This window comes from Micromonospora sp. NPDC047467 (genome assembly GCF_040643095.1).
Taxonomy (GTDB): domain Bacteria; phylum Actinomycetota; class Actinomycetes; order Mycobacteriales; family Micromonosporaceae; genus Micromonospora.
Map to the genome: position 1 here is coordinate 135,619 of NZ_JBEYTO010000008.1, position 21,786 is coordinate 157,404.

Here is a 21,786-nt window from a genome sequence, read left to right on the forward strand (position 1 = left end):
CGGCTACTCGGGCCGCCAGACGCACGGCCGACGAGTCGGTCAGTCGACCGCGCAGACCCGGAACCCGACGTCGTAACCGGTGTAGGTGGGCAACGAGTACAGCCGGCTGGTAATCGACAAGCCCATCGCGCTGCAGTCGTTGAAGAAGGATCCGCCTCGCATGGAGATCAGCTCGACCCGACCACCGTGCGTGATGATCGCCCGTGACTTCTCCGCGGAATACGGATACCGGTGCCATCTTGTCGCGGTCCACTCCCACACGTTGCCGCTGACGTCCTCGAGCCCGTTCGGCCCGCCCGCGTCCGGGTACCGGCCGACCGGCGTGGTGTCACCGACGTTCATGCCGTAGTTACACCGCTGCGGCGTCGGCGGCTCCGCGCCCCAGGCGAACTTGCGCCTGTCGGTGCCGCGCGCGGCCTTCTCCCATTCGGCCTCGGTGGGCATCCGCGTCCCGGACCACTCGCAGTAGGCGAAGCAGTCTTCGAGGGACACGTGGGTCACCGGGTGGTCCTGCTTGCCGGTCACCTCCGAGCCCCGACCGCGGGGCGTACGCCAGGTCGCGCCGGCCATCTCGATCCACAGCTCGTCGTTGCCGGGGAACAGTTCGTCGGGCGTCCGCCCGCCGATCCAGACCGAACTCTTGCCGGTCCGCTCTGCCGTGGTCCGGTAGGAGGTGGCATCGATGAACCGGGCGAAGTCACGGACCAGCACGGGCCGTCGCGCGATCCGGAAGGTGTCGACCTGCACCGTGTGGGCCGGTGCCGAGGATCTCGGCCGCCCGTCGGGCCGGACGCCGTCGGCGCCCATGGTGAACGGCCCACCGGGGATGATGATCCAGTCGTCCGCCTCAGGCCGGCTGACGCTATGCAGCCTCGTGCCGCTTGTCTCGGACATAGGCGTTCCGTCCCCCCTCATCGGGCTCAATCTTCTCGGACTCGAGGGCGTACTGCCGGACGACGGCCAGCGGCGCGAAGCCGCCTCTCAGCAGCCGGTCGTGGAAAGCACGTAGCCGGGCCGGCGTCGCGTTGGCGGCGGAATCCCGCCGCCACTCGCGGATGCGTAGCTTCCCGAAGGTGTAGAGGCTAAGGCGCCAGTCGGCGGTCGCGCCGAGCACCTCCCGGGTGGCCTGCGGGATCGGCCAGTCACACAGGTGCGCCGCATGCTGGACCGCCTCGCCGAAGGTCCAACGTCGGGAATGAACGGAGACGTAGACGAGCAACCGGGTCGCCGCCTCCAGCGCGGCCAGCAGATGCGCCGCGCGGACCAGCGGCCGTCCATCCGCGAGCCCCTGCTCGATCGCCAACTCCTCGGCGTAGTGGGCCCACCCCTCGACGAAGCCGGCCCACAGGCGCATGCTGTTGCGGACGCCGTCGACGTGCCGGAACACCGCCTCCGTGTGGACGTAATGGCCGGCGTACGTTTCGTGCACGGCCAGCATCTCCAGTGTCGGCAGGGCGAAGTGTCTGCCCTGAGCCGCTTTCTGCGGTAGGTAGAGATGGTGTGGGTGCGGGCGGTTCAGCGGGCCGACGATGCCGAACTCCGCAGCCGCGAACATCCGCGGCCGGGTCCGGTAGAGCAGCGGATTGCGCGTCTCGACGCCGACCACGTCCCGGTCGGTCCAAAACTGCCGCAACCGGTCGACCATCGGTGCGACGCAGTCTGCCACGCTCTGCCCCGGCTCGGGCCGCTCCATCACGTCGTAGAGGTCGCGACGCCGGGCCACTCCGAACTCGATGACCAACTCCGCCAGCGCCGCCACCAGCGCGTCCACTTCGGCCTGCGCCTCACCGACCAGGTCCGTGGGGGTACGGTCGATGCCCTCACTGACGCGCACCCATTCCTGGAGGAGCTCCGGCCCGAGCAAGGCGGCCTCCGGGGTCGTCATCTCGACCCGTGCGGCGAACTTCTCGCAGGCCGTGGCCGCCGCCTCAGCCGGCGCGTCGAGTTGCGGCGCCTGCAGGCCGGGATGCTCCTCTGCCAGAAGACCCACCGTGTCCCGGAGGTCGGCGGCGAGTGCCCGGGACAGCTCCAGCGCGTGCATTCGTTGGCCGGCGGGCAACGTGGCACCGACGACCTCCTCGGCCTGGCGTAGAAACGCCGGAACCCCGACCAGGTGCGCCTGGACCGCGGCGACCTTCTCCTCGGTGCTGGCATACGGCTGCTTCACGTAGCCCCAGACGTCGGCCTCGACCAGGCACTCGACGGGATCACGATGCCGAAGCCCGAGCACTCCGACCCGGAACGCCTCCCGGTCGAGCCAGGACACCGCGGTTCGAACGTCGGCCCGTTCCGCAGGGCTGCCAGCCGTTCCGCCGGGAAGCAGCCGGTCGCGCAGCTCCATGAGGGCCGGGACCGGCGGGCGAGTCACATCCGGAAAGCGGCCGTCGAACTCACGCCGACCGAGATCGCGGGCAGTGCATGGCTGAACGTCGAAGTGGAACGCCAGGACGTCGCTGAGGGCGGAGCCGACCGTGGGCTGGCCATCGTTGAGCATGTAAAGCGGCCCTTCTCAGGCGCCGTGATGTGCGGTTGACATGCGCGGTCACCCGGCCCGGCTATCGGATTTCGTGGATGCTAGTCGAGGTCAGTTGATCGTGCAAGGACGGCTGACCTGCTCCGGGCTGGGGTAGGTTCACGTCCCATGACCGTGCTTGTTCCTGGCAGTCGGATACCGCGCCTGCTCCTGGTTGATCCGGCGGTTCTCAGGGATCCGTTCACCGCTTACGGCACCGCCCGCGAGCAGTCCCCGGTGGCCAGGCTGCTCGCTCCCGGCCTGCGTCCGATGTGGGCGCTGACCCGCTATCACGACTCCCGGGCCATGCTCAACTCGTCGCAGTTCCAGTTCACGGTGGACAGCTTGACCATCCGGCCGGACATGCCGGACAGCGGTCTGACGTACCTCGAGTCGATGCTGATCGACGGCAACGTGCACCGTCGGCTGCGACGGCTGGTGGCGTCGGCCTTCACGCCGCGGCACGCGCAGCGACTGCGGCCACAGATGGCGCTGATCGTCGCAGGCCTCCTTGACGACCTGGCCGCCAACGCGGTCGACGGCCAGGTCGACCTGCTGGAGCACTTCGCCCGGCCCCTGCCGATGGACGTGCTGTGCGGCCTGATGGGCATCCCGGCGTCGGATCGGGCCCTCTGGCGGTCCTACGGCGCGGCGGTGTCGGCCGGAGAGGGTGACCGGTGGAGCGATGTCATGCCCGGAGTGCTGGAGAGCACCCGCCGGGCGATCGAAGGCCGTCGGACGGACCCCGGCGCCGATCTGATTTCCGATCTTGTCCGCGTCCAGGCCGATGACGGCGACCGGCTCAACGACACGGAGATCACCGGGTTAATTTGGTTGATCATGGTTGCGGCGTCCACGACGGCCGACTTCGTCGCCAACGCGGTGCTCGCCCTGCTGACGCACCCGCTTCAGCGCGAGGCGCTGCGCAGCGGGGTGGTGCCCATGCCGCGCGCGGTCGAGGAACTGCTGCGCTGGTGCTCGTTGAACGTCTTCACCATTCCCCGCTACGCCCGGGAGGACCTGGACCTGCACGGAGCTCCGGTCAAGGCGGGTGATCCGGTGGTCGCGGCGCTCGTCGCGGCCAACCGGGACCCACGTGTCTACCCCGACCCCGACCGGCTCGACTTCGACCGTCCATCGGGCACACCGAGCTCCCTGACGTTCGCACACGGACCGCACATCTGCATCGGCGCGGCGCTGGCCCGCGTCCTGGTGGAGGTGGCGCTGACCGGCCTGCAGGAGCGCTTTCCGGGCCTGGCGTCGGCCGCCGAACCGGACGGGCTCAAGCGCGTCAAAGACCCTGGCACATGGCGCTTGGAGTCGCTGCCGGTGCGCCTCGACCCCGCCCCGGACCAAGATGGAAGGCGCGTCGACGCAGATACCACAGTGGACGAACGGTGACGGCTTCGGGTTGACGCATATCACTTCGTTGATAAGATCAAGGCAATCTGTCCCTCGTGAAGGAGAGACCCTATGAAGATCATCCTGTCTCAGCTCATCGATGCCGACGAGTTCGCCGCCCTGACCCCGAGCGAGCTTCGCGAGCTGGTTCTGCAGCTGGACGAGCAGATCATGTTCAGCTCCAGCGAGGCCGTCAACCCGCACGCGGACAAGACCGAGGCGTGAGCGATGGTTGGTTCTCACAGGATCATAGGGGAACCAACCATCACCACTCTTTGACTGATCGACGCCGGGGGGAGAGCTGAGGTGACCACTGCTTCCGCTCCCCAGCCGGCCAAACCTCGATGGCTGTTGCGCCGGCCCGATCCCACTGCCCGGGCGCGGCTTTTCTGCTTCCCGTACAGCGGCTGCGGTGCTTCGATGTACCACCGGTGGCCTCGCCGGATCGGGGAGATCGATATCTGCTTCGTTCAGCCGCCGGCCCGCGAGAGCCGGATCCGAGAGCCGCATTTCCAGACCTATCCCGCCTTCGCGCGATCGATGATCGAATCGCTGCCGGTGGGTCTGCTTGATCTCCCGTTCGGATTCTTCGGTCACTGCGGTGGGGCCCTCTACGGCGTGGAAATGGCGCGGCAACTGGCTGCGGAAGGGCTGCCGACGCCCCGCAGGATCTTTGTCTCCTCGCAGGTCGCACCACAGGATGGTCCGGCCGGGCGGTTCCTCACCCTGGATAGCGACGGGCTGGCCGAGGAGCTTCGCCGCCTGACGATCAGCCTCGGCGGCACGCCTGCCCCAGAGCTGATCAAGCTCGGGCTGGGCCTCTTGACAGCCGATCTGGAGGCCAACCGGCAGTACCGGTTCGACCATGCGCCGACGCTGCCGTGCGGGGTGACGGCGATCGGCTGGGGCGACGATCACGAAATCCCGGTGACGACGATGGCCGGCTGGAAGGACGTCGCCGACGACTACCGGCTCGTCCTGGTCGACGGCGGCCACCACACGTTCCTGGAGGCGCCGGCGGACCTCCTCGTGGAATTCGAACGAGACCTGACCTCGGCGATCTCGACGACCCCGTGAATTCGGTGCGCCCGCCGCATCGCGCGGCGAGCGCAGCGGTGGCGACCGGCGTCAGTCGCAGGCGAGCGCCGGGCGGCTCCGGTTGTAGAGGTCGATCGGCGGTGAGCTCGTAGGTTTTGGCCGTGTTGGATGGTGAGCCGTCGGTGCCGGCGTCGCTGAGGTGAGGGTCGGCCCTCGTTTGTGCGCCGGAGTGCGCAGTGGTGGGGTGCGGTGGGCCTGAACGGTCCGACGCCGCCCCCGTTTACCCCCGAAGGTCCTTGTCAGGACACTCACGAGCGGTGACTCGTTCTCCTGCGGGCTGCCTGGGTAATGACGCTGCGGTCACGGTAGCCGGTACGTGCAGGAGGACTGAAAATAGGTCTGGGGCCTGGGCGCCTCGCCGGCCTGCACGGCGCGGCCCCAAAGCCTCCGAGCTACCGGGGGAACCTCACGGGGTTTGCCAGGCACCAGCGAGGCGCAAAGCTGGTGGCATCAGTGGACGGTTCGCGCGCATCGTCCTGGTCGGCCAAACCGCGCCGCGACCACCCATGCCGCGCGGGCTACGGGGCGTCAAAGACCTCCCGCGATTGCTGGATGCCGCCGGCGTTGTCGATCGCCCAACGGGCGAGGTCTCGTGCGACGGCAAGCAGGCTGAGGCCGCGCGGGGTGAGTGCGTAGTCGACGCGCAGAGGTTTGGTGTCGTGCAGGGTTCGGGTGACGAGTCCGTCGCGCTCCATGCTTCGTAGGGTGGCACTGAGCATGCGTTGGGTGATCGGCTCACTGAGCCGGCGGAGCTCGTTGAAGCGCTTGGTGGAGTGCCCCAGTTGGCAGATGACCACGACGGACCATTTGTCGCCGATGCGCTCCAGCACGTCGCGCACCAGTTCGCGGCCCTGACCGCAGAGCACCAGTTCCTGTTCGCTCGCAGAGGTGGTCGGGTGCGTCATGCACCCAGTATATGACGTATACCGGGTGCTGGCCTGGGGCCCAGTCGGTACCTCTGGCTATACCAGGGCACTTTGAAGTGCCTTCTTGTCGGACTTGCCGGTATTGCGCACACTCGAAGGACGGTACGGGTCCGGTACCAGGTACGTGACAGAAACCACACGGATTGAGCCAGATAGACGGGGGAAGATCATGAAAGCTGTGGGTCTACGCGAGTTCGGCGGTCCCGAGGTGCTGCGGGTCGTCGACGTCCCGGAACCGCATGCCGGCCCTGGCCAGGTCCGGATCCGGGTGCGCGCTGCCGCCGTGAACCCGGCGGACGTGCTGATCCGCAACGGCACGCAGGAATGGGCACTGGCCGGGGTGCCCGCGCCGTACCTGCCGGGAATGGACATCGCGGGCGTGGTCGACGAGATCGGCCCCGATACCGACACCAGCCTTGAAACCGGCGATCCGGTGATGGCGATGCTGCTGCCCTTCCTGCCCGCCGACGACGGATCAGTGGCCTACCGCGGCGGCGGTTATGCGCAGTATGCGGTCCTGCCTGCCACGTCAGTGGTCCGCGCGCCGGACGGGCTTGGCCACGAGGCCGCAGCGACGCTGCCGATGAACGGCCTGACCGCGCTGCTGGCTTTCGACCAGCTGGCGCTGCCGCCCGGCTCGACCCTGGCCGTGATCGGGGCAGCCGGAGCGCTCGGCGGCTACCTGGTCCAGTTGGCCGCCCACGCCGGCCTGACCGTGATCGCCGACGCCGCCCCGGCCGACGAGCAGCTCGTCCGCGAGCTCGGCGCGACCGAGATCGTGCCGAGGGGTCCCGACGTCGTCGACAGCATCCGGGCGCGCTACCCCGGGGGCGTGGACGCGGTCGCCGACCCGGCGCTGGTCGGGTCGCAGCTGCTCGACGCCGTCCGCGACGGCGGCACCTTCGTCCGGTTCCGCCAGGCCGAGGAGCCCGGCGGCTACCCCGCCGACAGCGCCCGCGGAATCAAGGTGCTGTCGCCGTTCGTGCCCGAATACGACGGACGCACCGACAAGCTCGACGAGATCCGCCGCCTGGCCGGCTCCGGTGTGCTCACGTCCCGGATCGCCGAAGTGCTGCCCGCAGACCAGGCATCCGACGCCCACCGCCGGCTCGAGGCGGGCGGCGTGCGCGGACGGTTCGTACTCACCTTCTGACAAGAGCTCACCGTCTGGTGACAGTTCGCCGCAACCGAAAGACACATCCGAAGGAGGAACAACCGTGCCCGCACGATTCACCGACAAAGTCATCCTGATCACCGGCGCCACCTCCGGCATGGGCCGGGCCGTCGCCGAGCGGGTCACCGCCGAGGGCGCCAAGGTCGTCCTGGCCGCCCGCGGCAAGGACACCGGAGACGCCTTCGCCGCGCAGCTGCGCGCCGCCGGGCACGACGCGCTGTTCGCGCCGACCGATGTGACGGTCGCAGCCGAGGTCGCGCAGCTGATCCGCCAAGCCGTCGACCACTACGGCCGTCTCGACGGCGCGTTCAACAACGTCGGCGCCGCCACCGCGTACGCCCCGGTCACCGACATCGACGAAGACGCCTGGCGTGCCGACCAAGCGCTCAACCTCGACAGCGTCTTCTACGGGCTGAAGTACGAGATCCCTGCGATCCAGGCGTCCGGGGGCGGCTCGATCGTCAACAACTCGTCCAACCTCGGCGTCACCGGCGCGCCCGGCATGGCCTCCTACAGCGCCGCCAAGCACGGCGTCGTCGGGCTCACCCGCTCGGCCGCGCTCGACACGGCCGCGACGGGGGTCCGGGTCAACGCGCTCGTAACCGGTGGGGTCGACACCCCGCTGCTGCGCGGCGCGATGGGCCCCAACCCGGAAGAGGCCATCAAGGCCGCAGGCGCCATGCACCCGGTCGGACGGATCGCGCAGCCCGAGGAGATCGCAGCGTTCGTCGCGTTCCTGCTCAGCGACGAGGCCAAGTTCATCACCGGCGCGGCGCTGGCGATCGACGGCGGCATGACCGCCGCCTGAGCCCGTCGAGCCCAGGCGGTCCGAGTCTCGAGGCCGCCTGGGCTCCCGCCGAGAGGCGGGTTCCGCCCCTCAACGCTCAGCGACGGCTTGGGCGTCAACCTGCAGGTTGCGATCGACGCCAGTACCCGCCTGGTCATCGCCGTCGGCGACCCGCAGCCGGGCAACCGCAACGACACCATCGTTTACCGCAGCTCTGGCATCCGGGAGAAGCTTCACGGGCGGCCGGTGATGACCGGCGGCGGCTACCGCGGCAACCCCGAGGTGATCACGCCGTACCGCAAGCCGTCTGAGGGCGCTCGCGATCGCGTAGCCGAGCATCCCGACACCCAGGGTGGGGGAGGGAACTCGTCGTCACGTGGAAGGCCGGTCACTGTCTCTGTTCGGAGTCAGGACGTGTCAGGTCCGGTCCCCGGCCCAGGCCGCTTCGAGGATCGCGGTCAGGCTGGCGGTGTCGGCCGGGCCTGGATGGTTCTGGATCAAGCGGGTGACGCCACTGGCCATTTCCGCGAAGCGGGGGAGGTCGGCGCGTGCCACGCCGATGTCCGCCAAGGTAGGAGGGATGCCGATGTCGGCAAGGAGTTCGTCGAGCCAGGTGAGGAAGGTGTCTGCGGCCTCGGTATCCGAGGCGTCGGCCACGTCGAGCCCGCACACCCCGGCGAGGATGGCCAACCGGTCGCCGATGGCATCCCTGGCCGCGTCCAGCGCGTAGGGCAGTAGCAGCCCGACTCCCAGGCCGTGCGGCGTATGCGTGGCTGCGCCGATGGGGTACTGGAGGGCGTGCGGAGCCGCGTTGCCCGCGTGGGAGAACGCGAGCCCGGCGAGCACGGACCCGTAGGACATGTCCGCGCGGGCGTCCGTGTCGCCTCCGTCCCTGACAGCACGACGCAAGCTACGGGCGATCCGCTCCGCGGCCAGGAGCGCGTAGTGGTCGGTGATCGGGTTGCGGCCGAGGAAGACCTGCTCCACCGGGTCGCGCGGTCCGTGGGCCCGGGGTCGCGCGGTGTAGCTCTCCACCGCGTGACAGAACGCGTCGATGCCAGAGTGGGCGGTGACGTTCGCAGGGCAGGTGTAGGTGAGTTCGGGGTCGACGATGGCGAAGTCGGGCACGATGTGGACGCTGGAAACCCCCACCTTCAGCGCGCGGTCCGGGTCGGTCAACACCGAGACGGGCGTGAGCTCCGAGCCGGTTCCGGACGTCGTCGGGACCGCGATGAGAGGGAATGTCGGCCCCGGCACCCGGGACTCGCCGTAGAAGTCGCGCGGCGTCCCACCGTGGCGGCGGATGACGCCGACGATCTTGGCGAGGTCGATCACTGTGCCACCCCCGATGGCGAGGATGACGTCGGCGTCCACCTCGGCGGCGACCGAGACGGCCAGGGCGACATCGGTGAGTGGCACGTCCGGGGTCGCGTCGGAAAACACCTCGACGGCCTCGACCTTCTCCCGCACGGCGGCCACGATCTCGGCCACGCCCGGTTGCCCCAGGAGAATCTGGTCGGTCACGATGAGGACCCGCGAACCGCTCTCGGCCACTACCCGTGGGATGTTCTGCGCGACACCTTCGCCCACTATCAACTGGCGTGGTCCGCGGACGGTCTCAAGCATGTCAGTGCCTCTCCGGAACGTCGGCGGCGATGTGCTGGGCGGACGTCCAGGTCACCTGCGGGACGGGGACGGCGTCGGCGAGGTTGGCCGTCCGGGCGGCGCGGGCGTCCCCCGGGTGGAGGCCGGTCAGGTCATGCGTGCACTGGGCCCGGCGATCCTCGGTGGGCGCCTGGGGCGGCAGGCCGGTCACGGTAGGTCGATCGCCGCGTAGGTGAGGTCGAGGTACTCACGGATGCCCTCGTGCGACCCCTCCTTGCCGATGCCGGACTGCTTCACGCCTCCGAACGGAGCTGACGGGTCCGATATCAGGCCCCGGTTGACGCCGATCATCCCTGTGTCCAGCCCCTCGGTGAACCGGAGCGCCCGCTGGAGGTCACGGGTGAAGACGTATCCGACCAGGCCGTGCTCGGTGTCGTTGGCCTTCGCCAGCACCTCGTCGTCGGACGTGAACGAGATGATCGGCGCCACTGGGCCGAAGATCTCCGTCTTGAGCATCCGCGCGTCGTCGGGCACGTCGACGAGGACCGTAGGCGGGTAGAAGTGGCCCGGCCCATCCGGACGCTCGCCGCCCACCACGACCCGGGCGCCGCGGTCGACCGCGTCGGCGACGAGCGCGTCGATCTTGGTGACCGAATCCTCGTCGATCAACGCCCCGACGTCCACGCCGTCGTCGAGACCATGGCCCACCGAGAGCCCGCCCATCCGCTCGGCAAAGCGCGCCGTGAACTCCTCGCGTACCGGCTCCTCGACGTAGATCCGGTTGGCCGCGATGCAGGACTCCCCGATGTTGCGCATCTTGGCCACCATGGCGCCGTTGACCGCGACGTCCAGGTCGGCGTCGGCACACACGATCAAGGCCGCGTTGCCGCCCAGTTCCATGGAGGTACGCAGCACGTTGTCCGCCGCCTGTCGTAGCAGCACGCGCCCGACCTCGGTCGACCCGGTGAACGAAAGCTTGCGGGTCCGACTGTCGGCAAGCAGTGCGGACACCACCTCGCCGGCACGCTTGGTGGTCACCACGTTGACGACGCCCGGGGGAACGCCGACCTCCTCCATGATGCGGGCCAGGAACAGCATGGTGAGTGGCGTCTGGGCTGCCGGCTTGGTGATCGTCGTGCAGCCCGCAGCCAACGCAGGAGCGATCTTGCGGGCACCCATGGCCAACGGAAAGTTCCAGGGCGTCACGAAGACGCACGGTCCGACTGGCTTCGGCACGGTGAGGATGCGGTATCCACCTGTGGGAGCGGTGCTGTAGCGCCCCTCGACGCGCACTGCCTCCTCGGCGAACCACCGGAAGAACTCGGCGCCGTAGGCCACCTCTGCCCGAGCCTCGGCGAGCGGCTTGCCCATCTCGACCGTTATCAGCCGGGCGACCTCCTCGGATCGCTCGGTCAGTGCCCGGTACGTCGCGGTCAACAACTCTGACCGTTTCCGCGGTGGGGTCGCCGCCCACTCCGCCATTGCCCTGCTCGCCACGTCCAGAGCGGCGAGCCCGTCAACGACGTCGGCGTCCGCCACCTCGGCGATGGCCTTGCCGGTGGCCGGGTCCTCGACGGCAAAGGTGGCTCCGCTTGCGGCGTCGCGCCAGGCATCGCCGATCCGGAGCCGCCGGTGCTCGGGGGCCAGGACGGTCGTCGGGTCACTCATTGCGTCGCCTCCTGTGATCTACGTGGTGTCCGGTGCGCCTCAGTGATCGCGCTGTGCGCGTAGACGGACGGGTCACACGCCCTCGTCGGGGGCGAGGTTGGCCCTGTCCGCAGGGCGACGCCCCGCGCCACTGATCGCCCTCTCGGGCACGGGGCCGTCTCAGCGTCGTCAGGCCGTCCTCACCGGTGACGGTCCGTCGAGGCACGGTGGTCACGTCCGGGCGCATGGTGCCGTCGCCGCCCGGCGTGGTTACCGCCCGGCCTCGGACAGCGACAGCCCGGTGTCCGCATCGAACAGGTGCGCGCGGTCCAGGTCGACAGTCACGGACAGCCGCTCGCCCGGCGTACCGGCGACGGTAGGTCGTGCCTTGACCTTGAGGATCGCCGTCCCCACCCGGACGTCGACCACCGTTCGATCACCGAGCGGTTCGAGCCCGTAGAGTTCCCCCGACAACGACGCGTTTCCACGCTGCTCGACGGACAGATCCTCCGCGCGCAGGCCCAGCAGCAGCGCACGACCGTCCTCGGCAGTGGTCCAACGGGGCCGTGGCAGCGTCCATCCTCCCGCGCCGACCAGACGATCCCCCTCGGCATGGCAGGGGAGCAGGCTGATCGGCGGGCTCCCGACGAACCCTGCGACCCACTTGTTGGCGGGACGCTCGTACACCTCGGTCGGCGTTCCGACCTGTTGCACCTTCCCCTCCTTGAGGACTGCGACCTGGTCGGCCATGGACAGGGCCTCGACCTGATCGTTCGTCACGTAGATGAAGGTTGCTCCGAGGCTCCGGTGAATGCGGGTCAGCTCGGTGCGCATCTCGACGCGGAGCTTGAGGTCGAGGTTCGTCAGCGGCTCGTCCATGAGGAACGCGCGCGGGCGACGGACCAGCGCCCGGGCCAGGGCGACACGCTGCATCTCGCCGCCCGACAACTGCGCGGGACGACGCTGCAGCAGACGTTCGATGTGCAGCAGACTCGACATCTGCTCGACGGCAGCGGCGATCTCGCTCGAGGAACAGCGGCGTGCCCGCAGCGGCGAGGCGATGTTCTCGTACACCGTGTGTCGCGGGTAGAGGGCGTAGCTCTGGAAGACCATGGCCAGGTCGCGTGCGGCAGGGGCGTCACCTGTCGCGTCCCTGCCGTCCAGATGCACCGACCCAGCGTCGAGCTTTTCGAGGCCGGCGATCGCTCGCAGGGTCGTCGTCTTGCCTGCCCCGGAGGGCCCGAGCACGACGAAGAACGAGCCGTCCGGCACATCGAACGTCACCCCGTCCAGGGCCTGGACTCTTCCGAAGGACTTACGCAGCCCTTGCACTGCCACGGTTCCCATCAGGCCACCAGCTCTTCCGTGCTCACGTCGTAGACCGCCGGGGTCCCGCCGGTGTGCCGCAGCCCGACCTGTGCGTCAGTGGCGAAGCGGACCGTCGGTGGCATCCGAACCCGTACGTCACGCTGGCCGCTGTGGTCGACCACGTAGATGATTTCGTCGCCCAGCCACTCCGCCGAGACCACGCGGGCCGGGACCGAACGGTCCGCCCCTGGCTCGGTGACTTCCAGCGCCTCCGGCCGGACGCCCGCGACCAGTTGACGGTCGCGCGGTACGCCCGGCGGTGGCGTGAGGACCAGTCCGCCCTGACCGCGCAGCTTCCCGTCGGCCACCTCCACATCGATCAGATTCATCGGCGGGGAGCCGATGAACGCGGCGCAGAAAAGACTCGCCGGACGGTCATAGACCTCCAGCGGCGTGCCGATCTGCTCGACGCGACCCTTGTTGAGGATGGCGATCCGGTGACCGAGCGACATCGCCTCGACCTGGTCGTGGGTGACGTAGACCATCGTCGCGCCCAGTTCCCCCTGCAGGTGCTTGATCTCCGTGCGCATGTCCGCCCGCAGCTCCGCGTCCAGATTGGTGAGAGGTTCGTCCATGAGGAAGGCGCGCGGCCGTCGCACCAGGGCACGAGCGAGCGCGACGCGCTGCTGCTCCCCGCCGGACAGCTGGCGCGGTCGCCGGTTCAGCAGCGGTCCGAGCCGCATCAGCCGGGCGGCCTCGTCGACCCGCTTGTGCACCTCCGACTTGGGCAGTCCCTCGGCCCGCAGTGGGAACGCCAGGTTGTCGCGGGTCCTCAAATGCGGATAGAGCGCGTAGAACTGGAACACCATGGCGATGTCGCGCTCGGCGGGCGGCAGGTCGTTTACCAGCGTGTCGCCGATGCGGATGTCGCCCGTCGTCTGCCTCTCCAGACCGGCTATCGCCCGCAACGTCGTCGTCTTGCCGCAACCCGAAGGGCCGAGCATCACGAACAGCTCGCCGTCGTCGATGGACAGGTCCACGCGATCAACCGCGACCGTCCCGTCGGGGTAGCGCTTGTGCAGGGCGGTCACCTCGATGCCCGCCATCAGCGTCGCACCGCCCCGAGCGTCACGCCGGCGACGAGGTGCTTGCGCACCAGGTACGCGAAGACGAGCACCGGTAGGGCGAACACCACGGAGGCGGCGGCCACGAGACCCCAGTCCACTGTGGTACCGCCGATGAGGCCGGCGATGGCGGGTGGGGCCGTCCGGACGCTGTCGCTGGAGGTGAGGAAGATGGCGAACACGAACTCGTTCCACGAGAAGATGAGTGCGAAGACCGCTGTCGCGGCGATGCCGGGTAGGAGCAGGGGAAGGGTGTATTTCCAGAACGCCTGCAAGCGGGTGTAGCCGTCGAGCATGGCGGCGTCCTCGTACTCGGCTGGCACCTCGTCGACGAATCCCTTCATCATCCAGATCGTGAACGGGACGTTGAACGCGGTGTAGATGAGGATCAGGCCGATCTTGCTGTCGATGAGTCCGACCTGGCGGTACATGAGGAAGATCGGGACCACGACCACCACGGGCGGCATGAAGCGGGTGGACAGGATGAAGAACAGTTGGTCCTTCTTGGCCTTCACAGCGAAGCGCGAGTAGGCCCAGGCCGCCGGAACCCCCAGCACCGTGGCCAGCACCGTGGAGACCCCGGCGACCACGACGGAGTTGAGGAACGCGACGGACAGGGCCGAGCGACCGCCGCCGGGGGCGACGAACACATCCTTGAAGTGGTCCATGGTGACCGTGAAGCCGAAGAACTTGGCCGGGATGGCGTAGACGTCCCGGTTCTCCTTGATGGATGTCTCGATCATCCAGAGCACCGGAAAGAGCATCACGACGGCCAGGACGATCAGCAGCACGATCTCCAGCGCGGAGCGGCCTCGGCCGCCACTGCGGCGCGCGGGCCGCGTGCGATCCGGGGTAGGATCCGTGGACACGGTCTCGTCGACGGAGACGGCCATCAGTCCTCCTTGAGCTTGTTCAGGTAGCGCAGGTAGAGCTGCGTGAGGACGATGACGACGAGGACCATGAGAATCCCGTACGCCGAAGCGGTTCCGGTGTTGAAGCCCAGGAACGCGACCTTGTAGACGTGGAACGACAACGTCTCGGTGGAGACACCCGGGCCGCCGCTGGTGAGGATGTAGACAAGGTCGAACAGCCGGAACGCTTCGATGGCCCGGAACATCACGGCGATGAGCAGCAACGGCCACACCAGCGGAAGAGTGATGGTGCGGAACTTGAACCACTCGGACGCCCGGTCGATCGAGGCGGCCTCGTACAGGTACTTCGGTACCGCGGTGAGGCCCGCGAGTGCGATGAGCATGATGAACGGCGTCCACTGCCAGGTGTCGACCACGATCAGTGAGAGCAACGCCGTTCGCTGCCGGGTGAGCCACTCCACCTGCCCCAGGCCGAGCGAGCCGAGCATGCTGTTGACCACGCCGAACTGCGCGTCGAGCATGAACTTCCAGAACAGCCCGACCACGACCGGTGACAGCATCATCGGCACCAGGAACAGGGTGGTCAGCGCTCCTCGTCCGCGCGTGCGCCGTGAGATCAGGTAGGCGATGCCGAAACCGAGCACGGTCTGCAGACCGACCGCGCCGATCACGTAGATCAACGTCGTGAGGGCCCGCTGGTGGACCTGCGCCGACGTCAGGATGGCCGTGTAGTTCCCGAATCCGACGAAGTTGGCGGGCCCACCGCGGGTGGCCGAGTAGTCGGTGAAGGACAGGTACAACGCCCACAGCAACGGGAACACCGACATGCCGAGCAACAGCAGCAGCGCGGGGGAGATGAAGGCCACGGCGAGCCCTCGGTCGCTCAGCCGGCGGGACCGGCCCGGTGCAGGTGGCGTCGTGGACGCCACCTGCCCGGGCTGGTCGGTCGTCAGAGGGACGTCGCTCACAGTCCGCCGCCGCCCTTGCGGCCGCTGGAGTCGAGCACGCCCTGCTGTTCCTTGGCGATGTCGTTCAGCGCCGCCTTCGGGTCCTTCGCGCCGTTGAGCGCCGCGTTCACGTTGGTGTTCTCGATGTCGACAAGGCGCGCGTACTCAGGCACGTTCCACATGTCCCGCATCCGCGGAACCGAGTCGGCGTACACCTGGTTGAACGGCCCGGCGTTGAGGAACTCAGGCGACTGAAGCGCGTCCGTACGCGATGGCACGCCACCGGCCGCGGCCCACTTCTTCTGGACGTCGGCCCGCTGGAACCACTTCATGAAGTTCAGGGCCTCCGCCTGGTTCGCCTTCGCGGAGTAGGCCGACACGTGCATTCCCATGCCGCCGAGAGGGACCAGGTTCGTCTTCTGGCTCGGCAGGGTGGCGAAGCCCAGCTTGTCGAGAATCTGCTCACGAGAAGTGCCGAGCGTCGACTGCTTCGGGTCGAGCAGGCCGCCGCTCGCGGCGATCCAGTTGAAGGCGATGCAGGCCTTGCCCTGGGCGACCGCCGCGTTCACCTCGTCGATGAACCAGTTGCCGGAGCCCTTGGCGGTCAGCGGCTTCATCTTGTTGACCAGGACGTCCATGGCCTCGTGGCCGGCGGCGTCGTTGAGGACGCCATCGATCTTGCGCGTCTTGGCGTCCCAGAGGTTGCCGCCGTAGACGCCGTTGACCGTGTTGTAGGTGACGGCCGCCGCGTCGGAGCCGTTGGCCTGGTGGAAGGCCAGCCCGCTGACGCCGGGGTTGTCCGCCTGACACTTCGCGGCCACGGAGATCATCTCGTCCCAGGTCTGCGGCGGCTTGTCGCCGATCAGATCCTTGCGGTAGATCATCGTCCAGGTGTCGCCGAGCAGCGGCAGCCCGTACAGGCTGGCGTTCTCGTCACGCTTACCGGTCTCCGCCTGCGGGAACTGGCCGTAGGCCGCCAGGAGGTACGGGTTGTAGGCGTTGACGTCGATGTTGCCCTTGACGTAGTCGGTGAGGTCGAGGATGTTGCCGTTCGTCACGGCCTCACCGATGTGCTGCGAGTCCAGGATCGCGATGTCGAAGTCGGTCTTGCGCGCGGCGAACTGGGTGAACATCGCGTCGTGCCAGTTCGCGTTCGGCACGGTGTTGACCTTGATGGTCGCGTTCGGCCGCTCCTTCTTGTACTCCGCGTTCGCGAAGTCTTCCAGGGCGTGGGCGGGCGGCCAGTCGAACCAGATGAAGCTGAGGGTCAGCGGGTCGGTGGTGAGTTCCGGGATCGTCGCTGGCGCCTTGGGGGCGCTGGTCTTGCCGCCGTCGTCCTCGCCACCGCCGCACGCCGCCACGGTCGTGGCCAGCAGCAGCATGGCCGCCGCCGCCAACTGCACCTTTCGCCGGGGAGTAGCCGATCGTCCTATTCGCTTCGGGTATCGCATATCCTGGCCTGCTTTCTGGATGGGGACTTCTAGGCCTCGCTATGTGCTTCGCCGAGCAGTTGCGGGTTGTTCAGGCGTTGCCGGGCTCTCGCGGCGCCGTCCCGCGCCCCGGCGTCTCGAGGCGCCGCGAGGAGCGGGATGGCTAGCTCCCGCCACTTTTCCTATACGATCTGGCGGGGGCGTCAGCATGGCGCAGCACTGTGACTGATGTCAACAGCTTCACGAAGGCGCAAGAGAGGACCTCAGGTCACGATGGACGACGAGCCGATGATCGTGCGGGGCCGTGGGGCCGCGACGGGTGCGACGCCGCCGGGGAGATCTCGCGGCCGGCTTGCCGACGAGGTGTACGACACGCTGCTCGGACAGCTGATGTCGCTACGGATCGAGCCCGGCTCCCGCGTCACGATCGACGTCCTGGCGCGCGAGCTGGGGGTGTCGCAGACGCCGATCCGGGACGCGCTGAACCGCATGGAGGCCGAGGGACTGGTCGTGCGAGTGCCGCATGCCGGCTACCGCATTCCACCCCAGATCACCCGCGACCGATTCGAGGACATGCTCGAGGTCCGACTGCTGCTCGAGCCGGCTGCGGCGCGCCGATCGGCCGAACGCGCATCGTCTGACCAGGTGGCCGGTCTGCGACGAATGCTGGAGGAGATGGAGGCGTTGGAAGGAGGCAGCGGGCCTGCGGCGTACGGCGCCTTCGGGCTGCGCGACGCCGCGTTCCACGATCTCGTCGCCTACAGCGCGGAGAACCAGGTCATCCGGGAGACGCTCGCCCGCCTGCACAGCCACGTGCATCTCTTCCGGCTGCACCGCGACGCCCAGGTCACCCACCTGGCCATGGCCGAGCACGAGGACGTGGTGGCCGCGATCGCCGCGCGCGATCCCGACGCCGCCGCGTACGCGATGAGACGGCACATCCTGCGCTCCGGCGAGCGCTTCCGACGAGTGTTCGACGAGGTCGAGGACGCGATGGCGGTAGAGGCTTGACGGGTGAACTGGGTCGGGGAATGCTAACTCAACCGGATCGGATCGGATTGGATCTACCTCACCCCACCACCAATAGATGCGAGGAGAAGCAGGTGCCCAGAGCGCTGCTCCTGACCGGCGACGCCGCCGAGGAACTCGACACCATGTATCCCTACTACCGAGTGCAGGAGGGCGGCTGGGACGTCGACGTCTCGTCACGGACGATGCGTGACGTGCAACTGGTCATCCACGAGTTCGACCCCAACTCCGACGCCTACGTGGAGAAGAACGGCCGGAAGCTGCCGGTCGACGTGCCCTGGGCCGAGGTCGACGTCGAGCGCTATGACGCCCTCATCATTCCCGGGGGCCGTGCCCCCGAATGGATCCGGGTCGACGCCGACGTCAGGCGCATCACCGAGCACTTCTTCGCCCGCAACCTCCCCATCGCGCTGGTGTGCCACGGCGCTCAGGTGCCGGCGGTGTACGGGCTGCTGAAGGGCCGAAAGACGGCGTGCTTCCCGCCCATCACGGGTGACATGGAGAACGCGGGCGCGACGGTTATCGACGCTCCCGACGTCGTGGACGGCAACCTCGTCTCCTGCCGGGGGTGGCCCGACATGCCGCAATTCGGCCGGGCGATGATGGAGCTCTTCTCGAAGTCCGTCGGCTCCGCCCCGGCATGAGCGCACCTGGCCTGCCCCGGTGACGGCACTTCGGACCGTCACAGTCGACGGGTCTCCTGTACACGTCCTGGAGAGCGGCACCGGGCCCTCGGTGCTGATGCTGCACGGCTCCGGACCCGGCACGACCGGGTCCGGCGCCTGGGCAACGACGGCGCAGGCGCTGGGTACGTCCCTGCACGTGGTGGCTCCTGACCAGGCGGGGTTCGGCCGCACACCTATCCCGGAGGGCTCCAAGGGCGGGCTCCGGCTGTGGACGGAGCAGGCCGCGGGCCTGATGGATGCTCTCGGTATCGAGCACTACGCCGTGGTGGGTCACTCCATGGGCGGTGCCGTGGCGCTGGCGTTGGCGGCCGCGCGCCCCCAGCAGGTCACCCGTGTCGTGGCGGTCTCGACGATGGGCGCCCCCGGGGCCCCGTTGTCCGCCGAGCTCGACGCGATCTGGGCCGCCCCCGCCGGCCCGCTCGGGGCACGGGACATGCTGAGTCGCCTTGTTTCCGACCAAGCGCTCGTGACCGATTCGGCCGTCGAGGCCCGTGCAACGGCGATGCGCGCGGGGGCGGCCGCATTCGCGTCGTTGTTCCCTCCACCCAGGGCACGATGGGCCGACGAACTCGCCCTCTCGGCGCAGACGCTGGCAACGATCCGCCTGCCCGTGCTGCTCGTTCACGGTGCCCAGGACCGGGTCACCCCGCTCGGGACGGCAGCCCAGCCCCTGCTCGAACACCTGGCCGATGTCCGTCTGCACGTGTTCGGCCGATGCGGGCACGTGCCGGCGATCGAGCACCCACACGAGTTCAGGCAACTGCTGTCGTGCTTCCTCCGCCCGGACCGAGGTCACTAACTGCTGCGGGGTGAATGGTCGGCGAGCAGCCCTGTCACGAGGTCGGGAGGCGGCACCGGATGCGGTGACCGCGTGGCGACGCGACCGAAGCCGCGCTGGTGGCGCACCAAGCGGCGGACCAAGCCGGCCAGCAGCGCCGGGTTCACGGCAAGGGAGCGATGGCCGGCGGGTTCGCCAAGGCGCCGGACCTGCCACAGCTTTGCCCCCGCCACTCGAGTGCTGATGGCGGACGGCAACACGCGGCCAATCCAGGACGTCAACATCGGCGACAAGGTCACCGCGACCGACCCGAAGACCGGCCGGACGGAAGCCAAGCCTGTCACCGCCCTGCACCTCAACCGGGACAAAGACCTGGCCGATGTCAAGGTGATCACCCGGTCCGCCGCGACGGCCGCAACCAGCACGACGACTCTAAAGACCACGCAGAACCATCTGTTCTGGGACAAGACGGCTCGGACGTGGGTGCTGGCCGGCGCGCTGGCAGTCGGCGCTGCGCTGTTGACGGTCGGTCCGTCGAGCGCGACCGTCGCCGAGGTACGCAACTACGTTGGCTCCGAGAACATGCGGGACCTCACCGTCGCCGACCTGCATACGTACTATGTGATGGCCGGCGACACGCCAGTCCTCGTTCACAACGTCAACAATGCCGTGTGCGGTCGCTGGTGGTCCATATCGGGGCGGCCCGCATGGGAACTGAATGCGCCGCGAGGGTCTGGTATTGAACGTAACCACATGCCCGCAAATAGCGTCAGCCCGCTATCCACGGCCAGAGGTCCTGCCATTCAGATGGACACCCTTGACCACTATCAGACTGCGAGTTGGGGATCGGGCGCTGGCGCGAAGACTTACCGGGCGCGACAGAAAGCGTTGGTTGACGCTGGCGATTGGGCTGGGGCGATAAAGATGGGCATCGACGATATTCAGAGCAAGTTTGGCTCTAAGTATGATGACGCGATACATGAGATGCTCAGCAATTTGCCGACATGTCTCGGTCCAGGTTGATGCCCTCGTTCGGCAAGATGCTGACCATAGGAATAGGCTGATCGCACTGCAGGAGAGCGAAGAGGAGTTTGACCATGCCAGAGGGCTCAAGCGTGTTGGAAGTCCTGCCTGGGATCGGCCTTGATCGTGCACGGTTCGGGGAAAGCCGTTCCAGTCATCGTGAGCGTCTCGGGGGCTATAAGGCCTTCGAGCGTGTGCCGGGCGCGGGGGTGACAGACATGTATCCGGATGGAATGGTCATGCTATCCTACGACGAGCTGGACCACCTCAATTTCATAGAAATAGGCGGCGAAACTGCCGTATCGCTTGGCGGAATTCAATTAACCGGAAGGCCTCTTGGAACCGTGCTTGAGGAACTGGCTCAGGGCGGCCTCCCGGTTGAGTTCGATGGTGACTCATCGTACACAATCTCGACTACCGGAGTTGAACTCTTTACCAGCTCTCCGGATGACCTGAATGAACCAGCTGAGGGAGTTTCCATAACACCAGCTGGGCAGCGGTGACCTTGCAATTTCGCGCGTAGTCGGACAACTCCGGGGCGTGCTGGCCCCGTAGCTTCGTGTGTAGAAGTGCGTGGTTGTGTGCCCCGGGTTGCTGCCAGACACTTAGCATGCATGCGAATAGATAGATATTGTCTAAGGTGGACAGTTGACCGGGCGACGGGCAGCAGCGCGGTCAGATGAGGGGGCGTGGGCTACTGGCTCGATCGGCTGGCGGTCGGGCTGTCCGTGGGCTCGTCGCGTAGCGGCGGGGCGCCGATCCCCGGAAGTCGCGATCGGGCTGACCCGCGAGGGGATCGTCACGGCCTCGGCCGCCTGGTTCGAAAGCTTCCCCGGATTCGGTTGGCCATGATTCCGCCGGAACTCTATCCGACGAGGAGGTGATCATGAAGGCTTACACTGGGCCCTTTGGCCTTTTCGTCGAGGTTCTAACGCATCCCGGTACCCGAGGCCACCTTGCGGCGATGGCGGGCGAGATGATTGCCGTGCACGCTGAAATGAATCATTTACTAGGACGGATAAAGGGTCTAATCGATCGTTCTAGTTGGGTTCGGCACAGCGGTGCGTACGCAAAGTCTTATGAACTCTTTGAGTCTTCATGGTCCCGCTACACTGGGTTCGCAGATCACGGGGTCGAGATCGATAGGAATGTGGGCCGCGAGCTGGCCGATTCGTTTTCTGCAGCGCTAAAGGGGGCCAGAGCTTCGTTGATTTTGATTAGAGAGGAGGCAGCGCGACTTGGAATCAAGAGCTGGGTATAGGGAGGGGCGATCCGCTGACGATAAGCGTGTCAACTGCCACTGCTGGCAAGGTGAGGCGGTAGTGAGCGTTTTCTCCCTTCGACGGCGCGGCTGCGGGAGCCAGTGCTGGTGGCACCCAGGCACTGGCTGGCAGCTCACAATCGACCGGCCGGCGGCGATGATTGGACAGGGGACGAAT

At 67.8% G+C, this 21,786-nt stretch carries 21 protein-coding genes and 1 pseudogene; 11 read left to right on the forward strand and 11 right to left on the reverse strand.

What is annotated here, in order from left to right; all coding sequences use genetic code 11:
* Positions 1 to 39 precede the first annotated feature (39 nt).
* A complete protein-coding gene (locus tag ABZ780_RS22550) occupies positions 40 to 894 on the reverse strand; it encodes an SUMF1/EgtB/PvdO family nonheme iron enzyme (protein ID WP_357487328.1) in 855 nt (284 codons plus the stop codon).
* Positions 863 to 2,494: a DUF885 family protein gene (locus tag ABZ780_RS22555; protein WP_357487330.1), complete on the reverse strand. Its 1,632-nt coding sequence runs from the start codon at positions 2,492 to 2,494 to the stop codon at positions 863 to 865. Before ABZ780_RS22555 ends, ABZ780_RS22550 begins: the two co-directional genes overlap by 32 nt.
* Before the next feature lie 255 nt (positions 2,495 to 2,749).
* On the opposite strand from ABZ780_RS22555, the gene ABZ780_RS22560 reads away from it, so the two are divergent.
* From ABZ780_RS22560 to ABZ780_RS22570, 3 genes are all read left to right on the forward strand, one after another.
* Complete coding sequence (locus ABZ780_RS22560) at positions 2,750 to 3,913, forward strand: cytochrome P450 (RefSeq protein WP_357487331.1); 1,164 nt, start codon at positions 2,750 to 2,752, stop codon at positions 3,911 to 3,913.
* Between the two features lie 72 nt (positions 3,914 to 3,985).
* The gene (locus ABZ780_RS22565) at positions 3,986 to 4,138 is read left to right on the forward strand and encodes a hypothetical protein (protein WP_357487333.1); all 153 of its coding nucleotides are present in this window, start codon (positions 3,986 to 3,988) and stop codon (positions 4,136 to 4,138) included.
* Between the two features lie 81 nt (positions 4,139 to 4,219).
* Complete coding sequence (locus ABZ780_RS22570) at positions 4,220 to 4,990, forward strand: thioesterase domain-containing protein (protein ID WP_357487335.1); 771 nt, start codon at positions 4,220 to 4,222, stop codon at positions 4,988 to 4,990.
* 539 nt (positions 4,991 to 5,529) lie between these two features.
* On the opposite strand, the gene ABZ780_RS22575 is transcribed toward ABZ780_RS22570, so the two are convergent.
* Positions 5,530 to 5,916, reverse strand: a complete 387-nt coding sequence (locus tag ABZ780_RS22575) for a helix-turn-helix domain-containing protein (protein ID WP_357487337.1) — start codon at positions 5,914 to 5,916, stop codon at positions 5,530 to 5,532.
* A gap of 85 nt (positions 5,917 to 6,001) precedes the next feature.
* Here ABZ780_RS22575 and ABZ780_RS22580 point away from each other — a divergent pair, with 85 nt between their 5' ends.
* The 3 genes and pseudogenes from ABZ780_RS22580 to ABZ780_RS22590 all read left to right on the forward strand — a co-directional run.
* Positions 6,002 to 7,090 (forward strand): NADP-dependent oxidoreductase, encoded by a 1,089-nt coding sequence (locus tag ABZ780_RS22580; protein WP_357487339.1) that lies wholly within the window; start codon positions 6,002 to 6,004, stop codon positions 7,088 to 7,090.
* A 64-nt stretch (positions 7,091 to 7,154) separates the two neighbouring features.
* Positions 7,155 to 7,919, forward strand: coding sequence for an SDR family oxidoreductase (locus ABZ780_RS22585; RefSeq protein ID WP_357487341.1), 765 nt, complete (start codon positions 7,155 to 7,157; stop codon positions 7,917 to 7,919).
* A 96-nt stretch (positions 7,920 to 8,015) separates the two neighbouring features.
* A pseudogene (locus ABZ780_RS22590) lies at positions 8,016 to 8,213 on the forward strand (IS5/IS1182 family transposase); the annotation flags it as partial.
* Positions 8,214 to 8,315: 102 nt separating this feature from the next.
* Here the strand turns inward: ABZ780_RS22590 and ABZ780_RS22595 are convergent.
* From ABZ780_RS22595 to ABZ780_RS22630, 8 genes are all read right to left on the reverse strand, one after another.
* Positions 8,316 to 9,524, reverse strand: a complete 1,209-nt coding sequence (locus tag ABZ780_RS22595) for an iron-containing alcohol dehydrogenase (RefSeq protein WP_357487343.1) — start codon at positions 9,522 to 9,524, stop codon at positions 8,316 to 8,318.
* A gap of 1 nt (position 9,525) precedes the next feature.
* A complete protein-coding gene (locus tag ABZ780_RS22600) occupies positions 9,526 to 9,714 on the reverse strand; it encodes a hypothetical protein (RefSeq protein WP_357487344.1) in 189 nt (62 codons plus the stop codon).
* Positions 9,711 to 11,171 (reverse strand): NAD-dependent succinate-semialdehyde dehydrogenase, encoded by a 1,461-nt coding sequence (locus ABZ780_RS22605; RefSeq protein ID WP_357487346.1) that lies wholly within the window; start codon positions 11,169 to 11,171, stop codon positions 9,711 to 9,713. The genes ABZ780_RS22600 and ABZ780_RS22605 overlap by 4 nt, the downstream gene beginning before the upstream one ends.
* 249 nt (positions 11,172 to 11,420) lie before the next feature.
* Positions 11,421 to 12,434 (reverse strand): ABC transporter ATP-binding protein, encoded by a 1,014-nt coding sequence (locus tag ABZ780_RS22610; RefSeq protein WP_357487348.1) that lies wholly within the window; start codon positions 12,432 to 12,434, stop codon positions 11,421 to 11,423.
* A 62-nt stretch (positions 12,435 to 12,496) separates the two neighbouring features.
* Positions 12,497 to 13,564 carry an ABC transporter ATP-binding protein gene (locus ABZ780_RS22615; protein WP_357487350.1) on the reverse strand — a complete coding sequence of 356 codons (1,068 nt, stop codon included), beginning with the start codon at positions 13,562 to 13,564 and terminating at the stop codon, positions 12,497 to 12,499.
* Entirely contained in the window at positions 13,564 to 14,475 is a 912-nt protein-coding gene (locus ABZ780_RS22620; RefSeq protein ID WP_357487352.1) for a carbohydrate ABC transporter permease, read from the reverse strand. The genes ABZ780_RS22615 and ABZ780_RS22620 overlap by 1 nt, the downstream gene beginning before the upstream one ends.
* The gene (locus ABZ780_RS22625) at positions 14,475 to 15,422 is read right to left on the reverse strand and encodes a sugar ABC transporter permease (RefSeq protein ID WP_357487354.1); all 948 of its coding nucleotides are present in this window, start codon (positions 15,420 to 15,422) and stop codon (positions 14,475 to 14,477) included. The genes ABZ780_RS22620 and ABZ780_RS22625 overlap by 1 nt, the downstream gene beginning before the upstream one ends.
* Positions 15,419 to 16,804, reverse strand: a complete 1,386-nt coding sequence (locus ABZ780_RS22630; protein ID WP_357002515.1) for an extracellular solute-binding protein — start codon at positions 16,802 to 16,804, stop codon at positions 15,419 to 15,421. The genes ABZ780_RS22625 and ABZ780_RS22630 overlap by 4 nt, the downstream gene beginning before the upstream one ends.
* Positions 16,805 to 17,104: 300 nt before the next feature.
* Here ABZ780_RS22630 and ABZ780_RS22635 point away from each other — a divergent pair, with 300 nt between their 5' ends.
* From ABZ780_RS22635 to ABZ780_RS22655, 5 genes are all read left to right on the forward strand, one after another.
* On the forward strand, positions 17,105 to 17,842 hold the full coding sequence (locus ABZ780_RS22635) for a GntR family transcriptional regulator (protein ID WP_357487356.1): 738 nt from the start codon (positions 17,105 to 17,107) through the stop codon (positions 17,840 to 17,842).
* Between the two features lie 92 nt (positions 17,843 to 17,934).
* Positions 17,935 to 18,504, forward strand: coding sequence for a DJ-1/PfpI family protein (locus tag ABZ780_RS22640; protein WP_357002511.1), 570 nt, complete (start codon positions 17,935 to 17,937; stop codon positions 18,502 to 18,504).
* A 97-nt stretch (positions 18,505 to 18,601) separates the two neighbouring features.
* Complete coding sequence (locus ABZ780_RS22645) at positions 18,602 to 19,345, forward strand: alpha/beta hydrolase (RefSeq protein WP_357487538.1); 744 nt, start codon at positions 18,602 to 18,604, stop codon at positions 19,343 to 19,345.
* A 72-nt stretch (positions 19,346 to 19,417) separates the two neighbouring features.
* Positions 19,418 to 20,347, forward strand: a complete 930-nt coding sequence (locus ABZ780_RS22650) for a polymorphic toxin-type HINT domain-containing protein (protein WP_357487358.1) — start codon at positions 19,418 to 19,420, stop codon at positions 20,345 to 20,347.
* A gap of 74 nt (positions 20,348 to 20,421) precedes the next feature.
* Positions 20,422 to 20,850 carry a hypothetical protein gene (locus ABZ780_RS22655; protein ID WP_357487360.1) on the forward strand — a complete coding sequence of 143 codons (429 nt, stop codon included), beginning with the start codon at positions 20,422 to 20,424 and terminating at the stop codon, positions 20,848 to 20,850.
* The last annotated feature ends 936 nt before the right edge of the window (positions 20,851 to 21,786 follow it).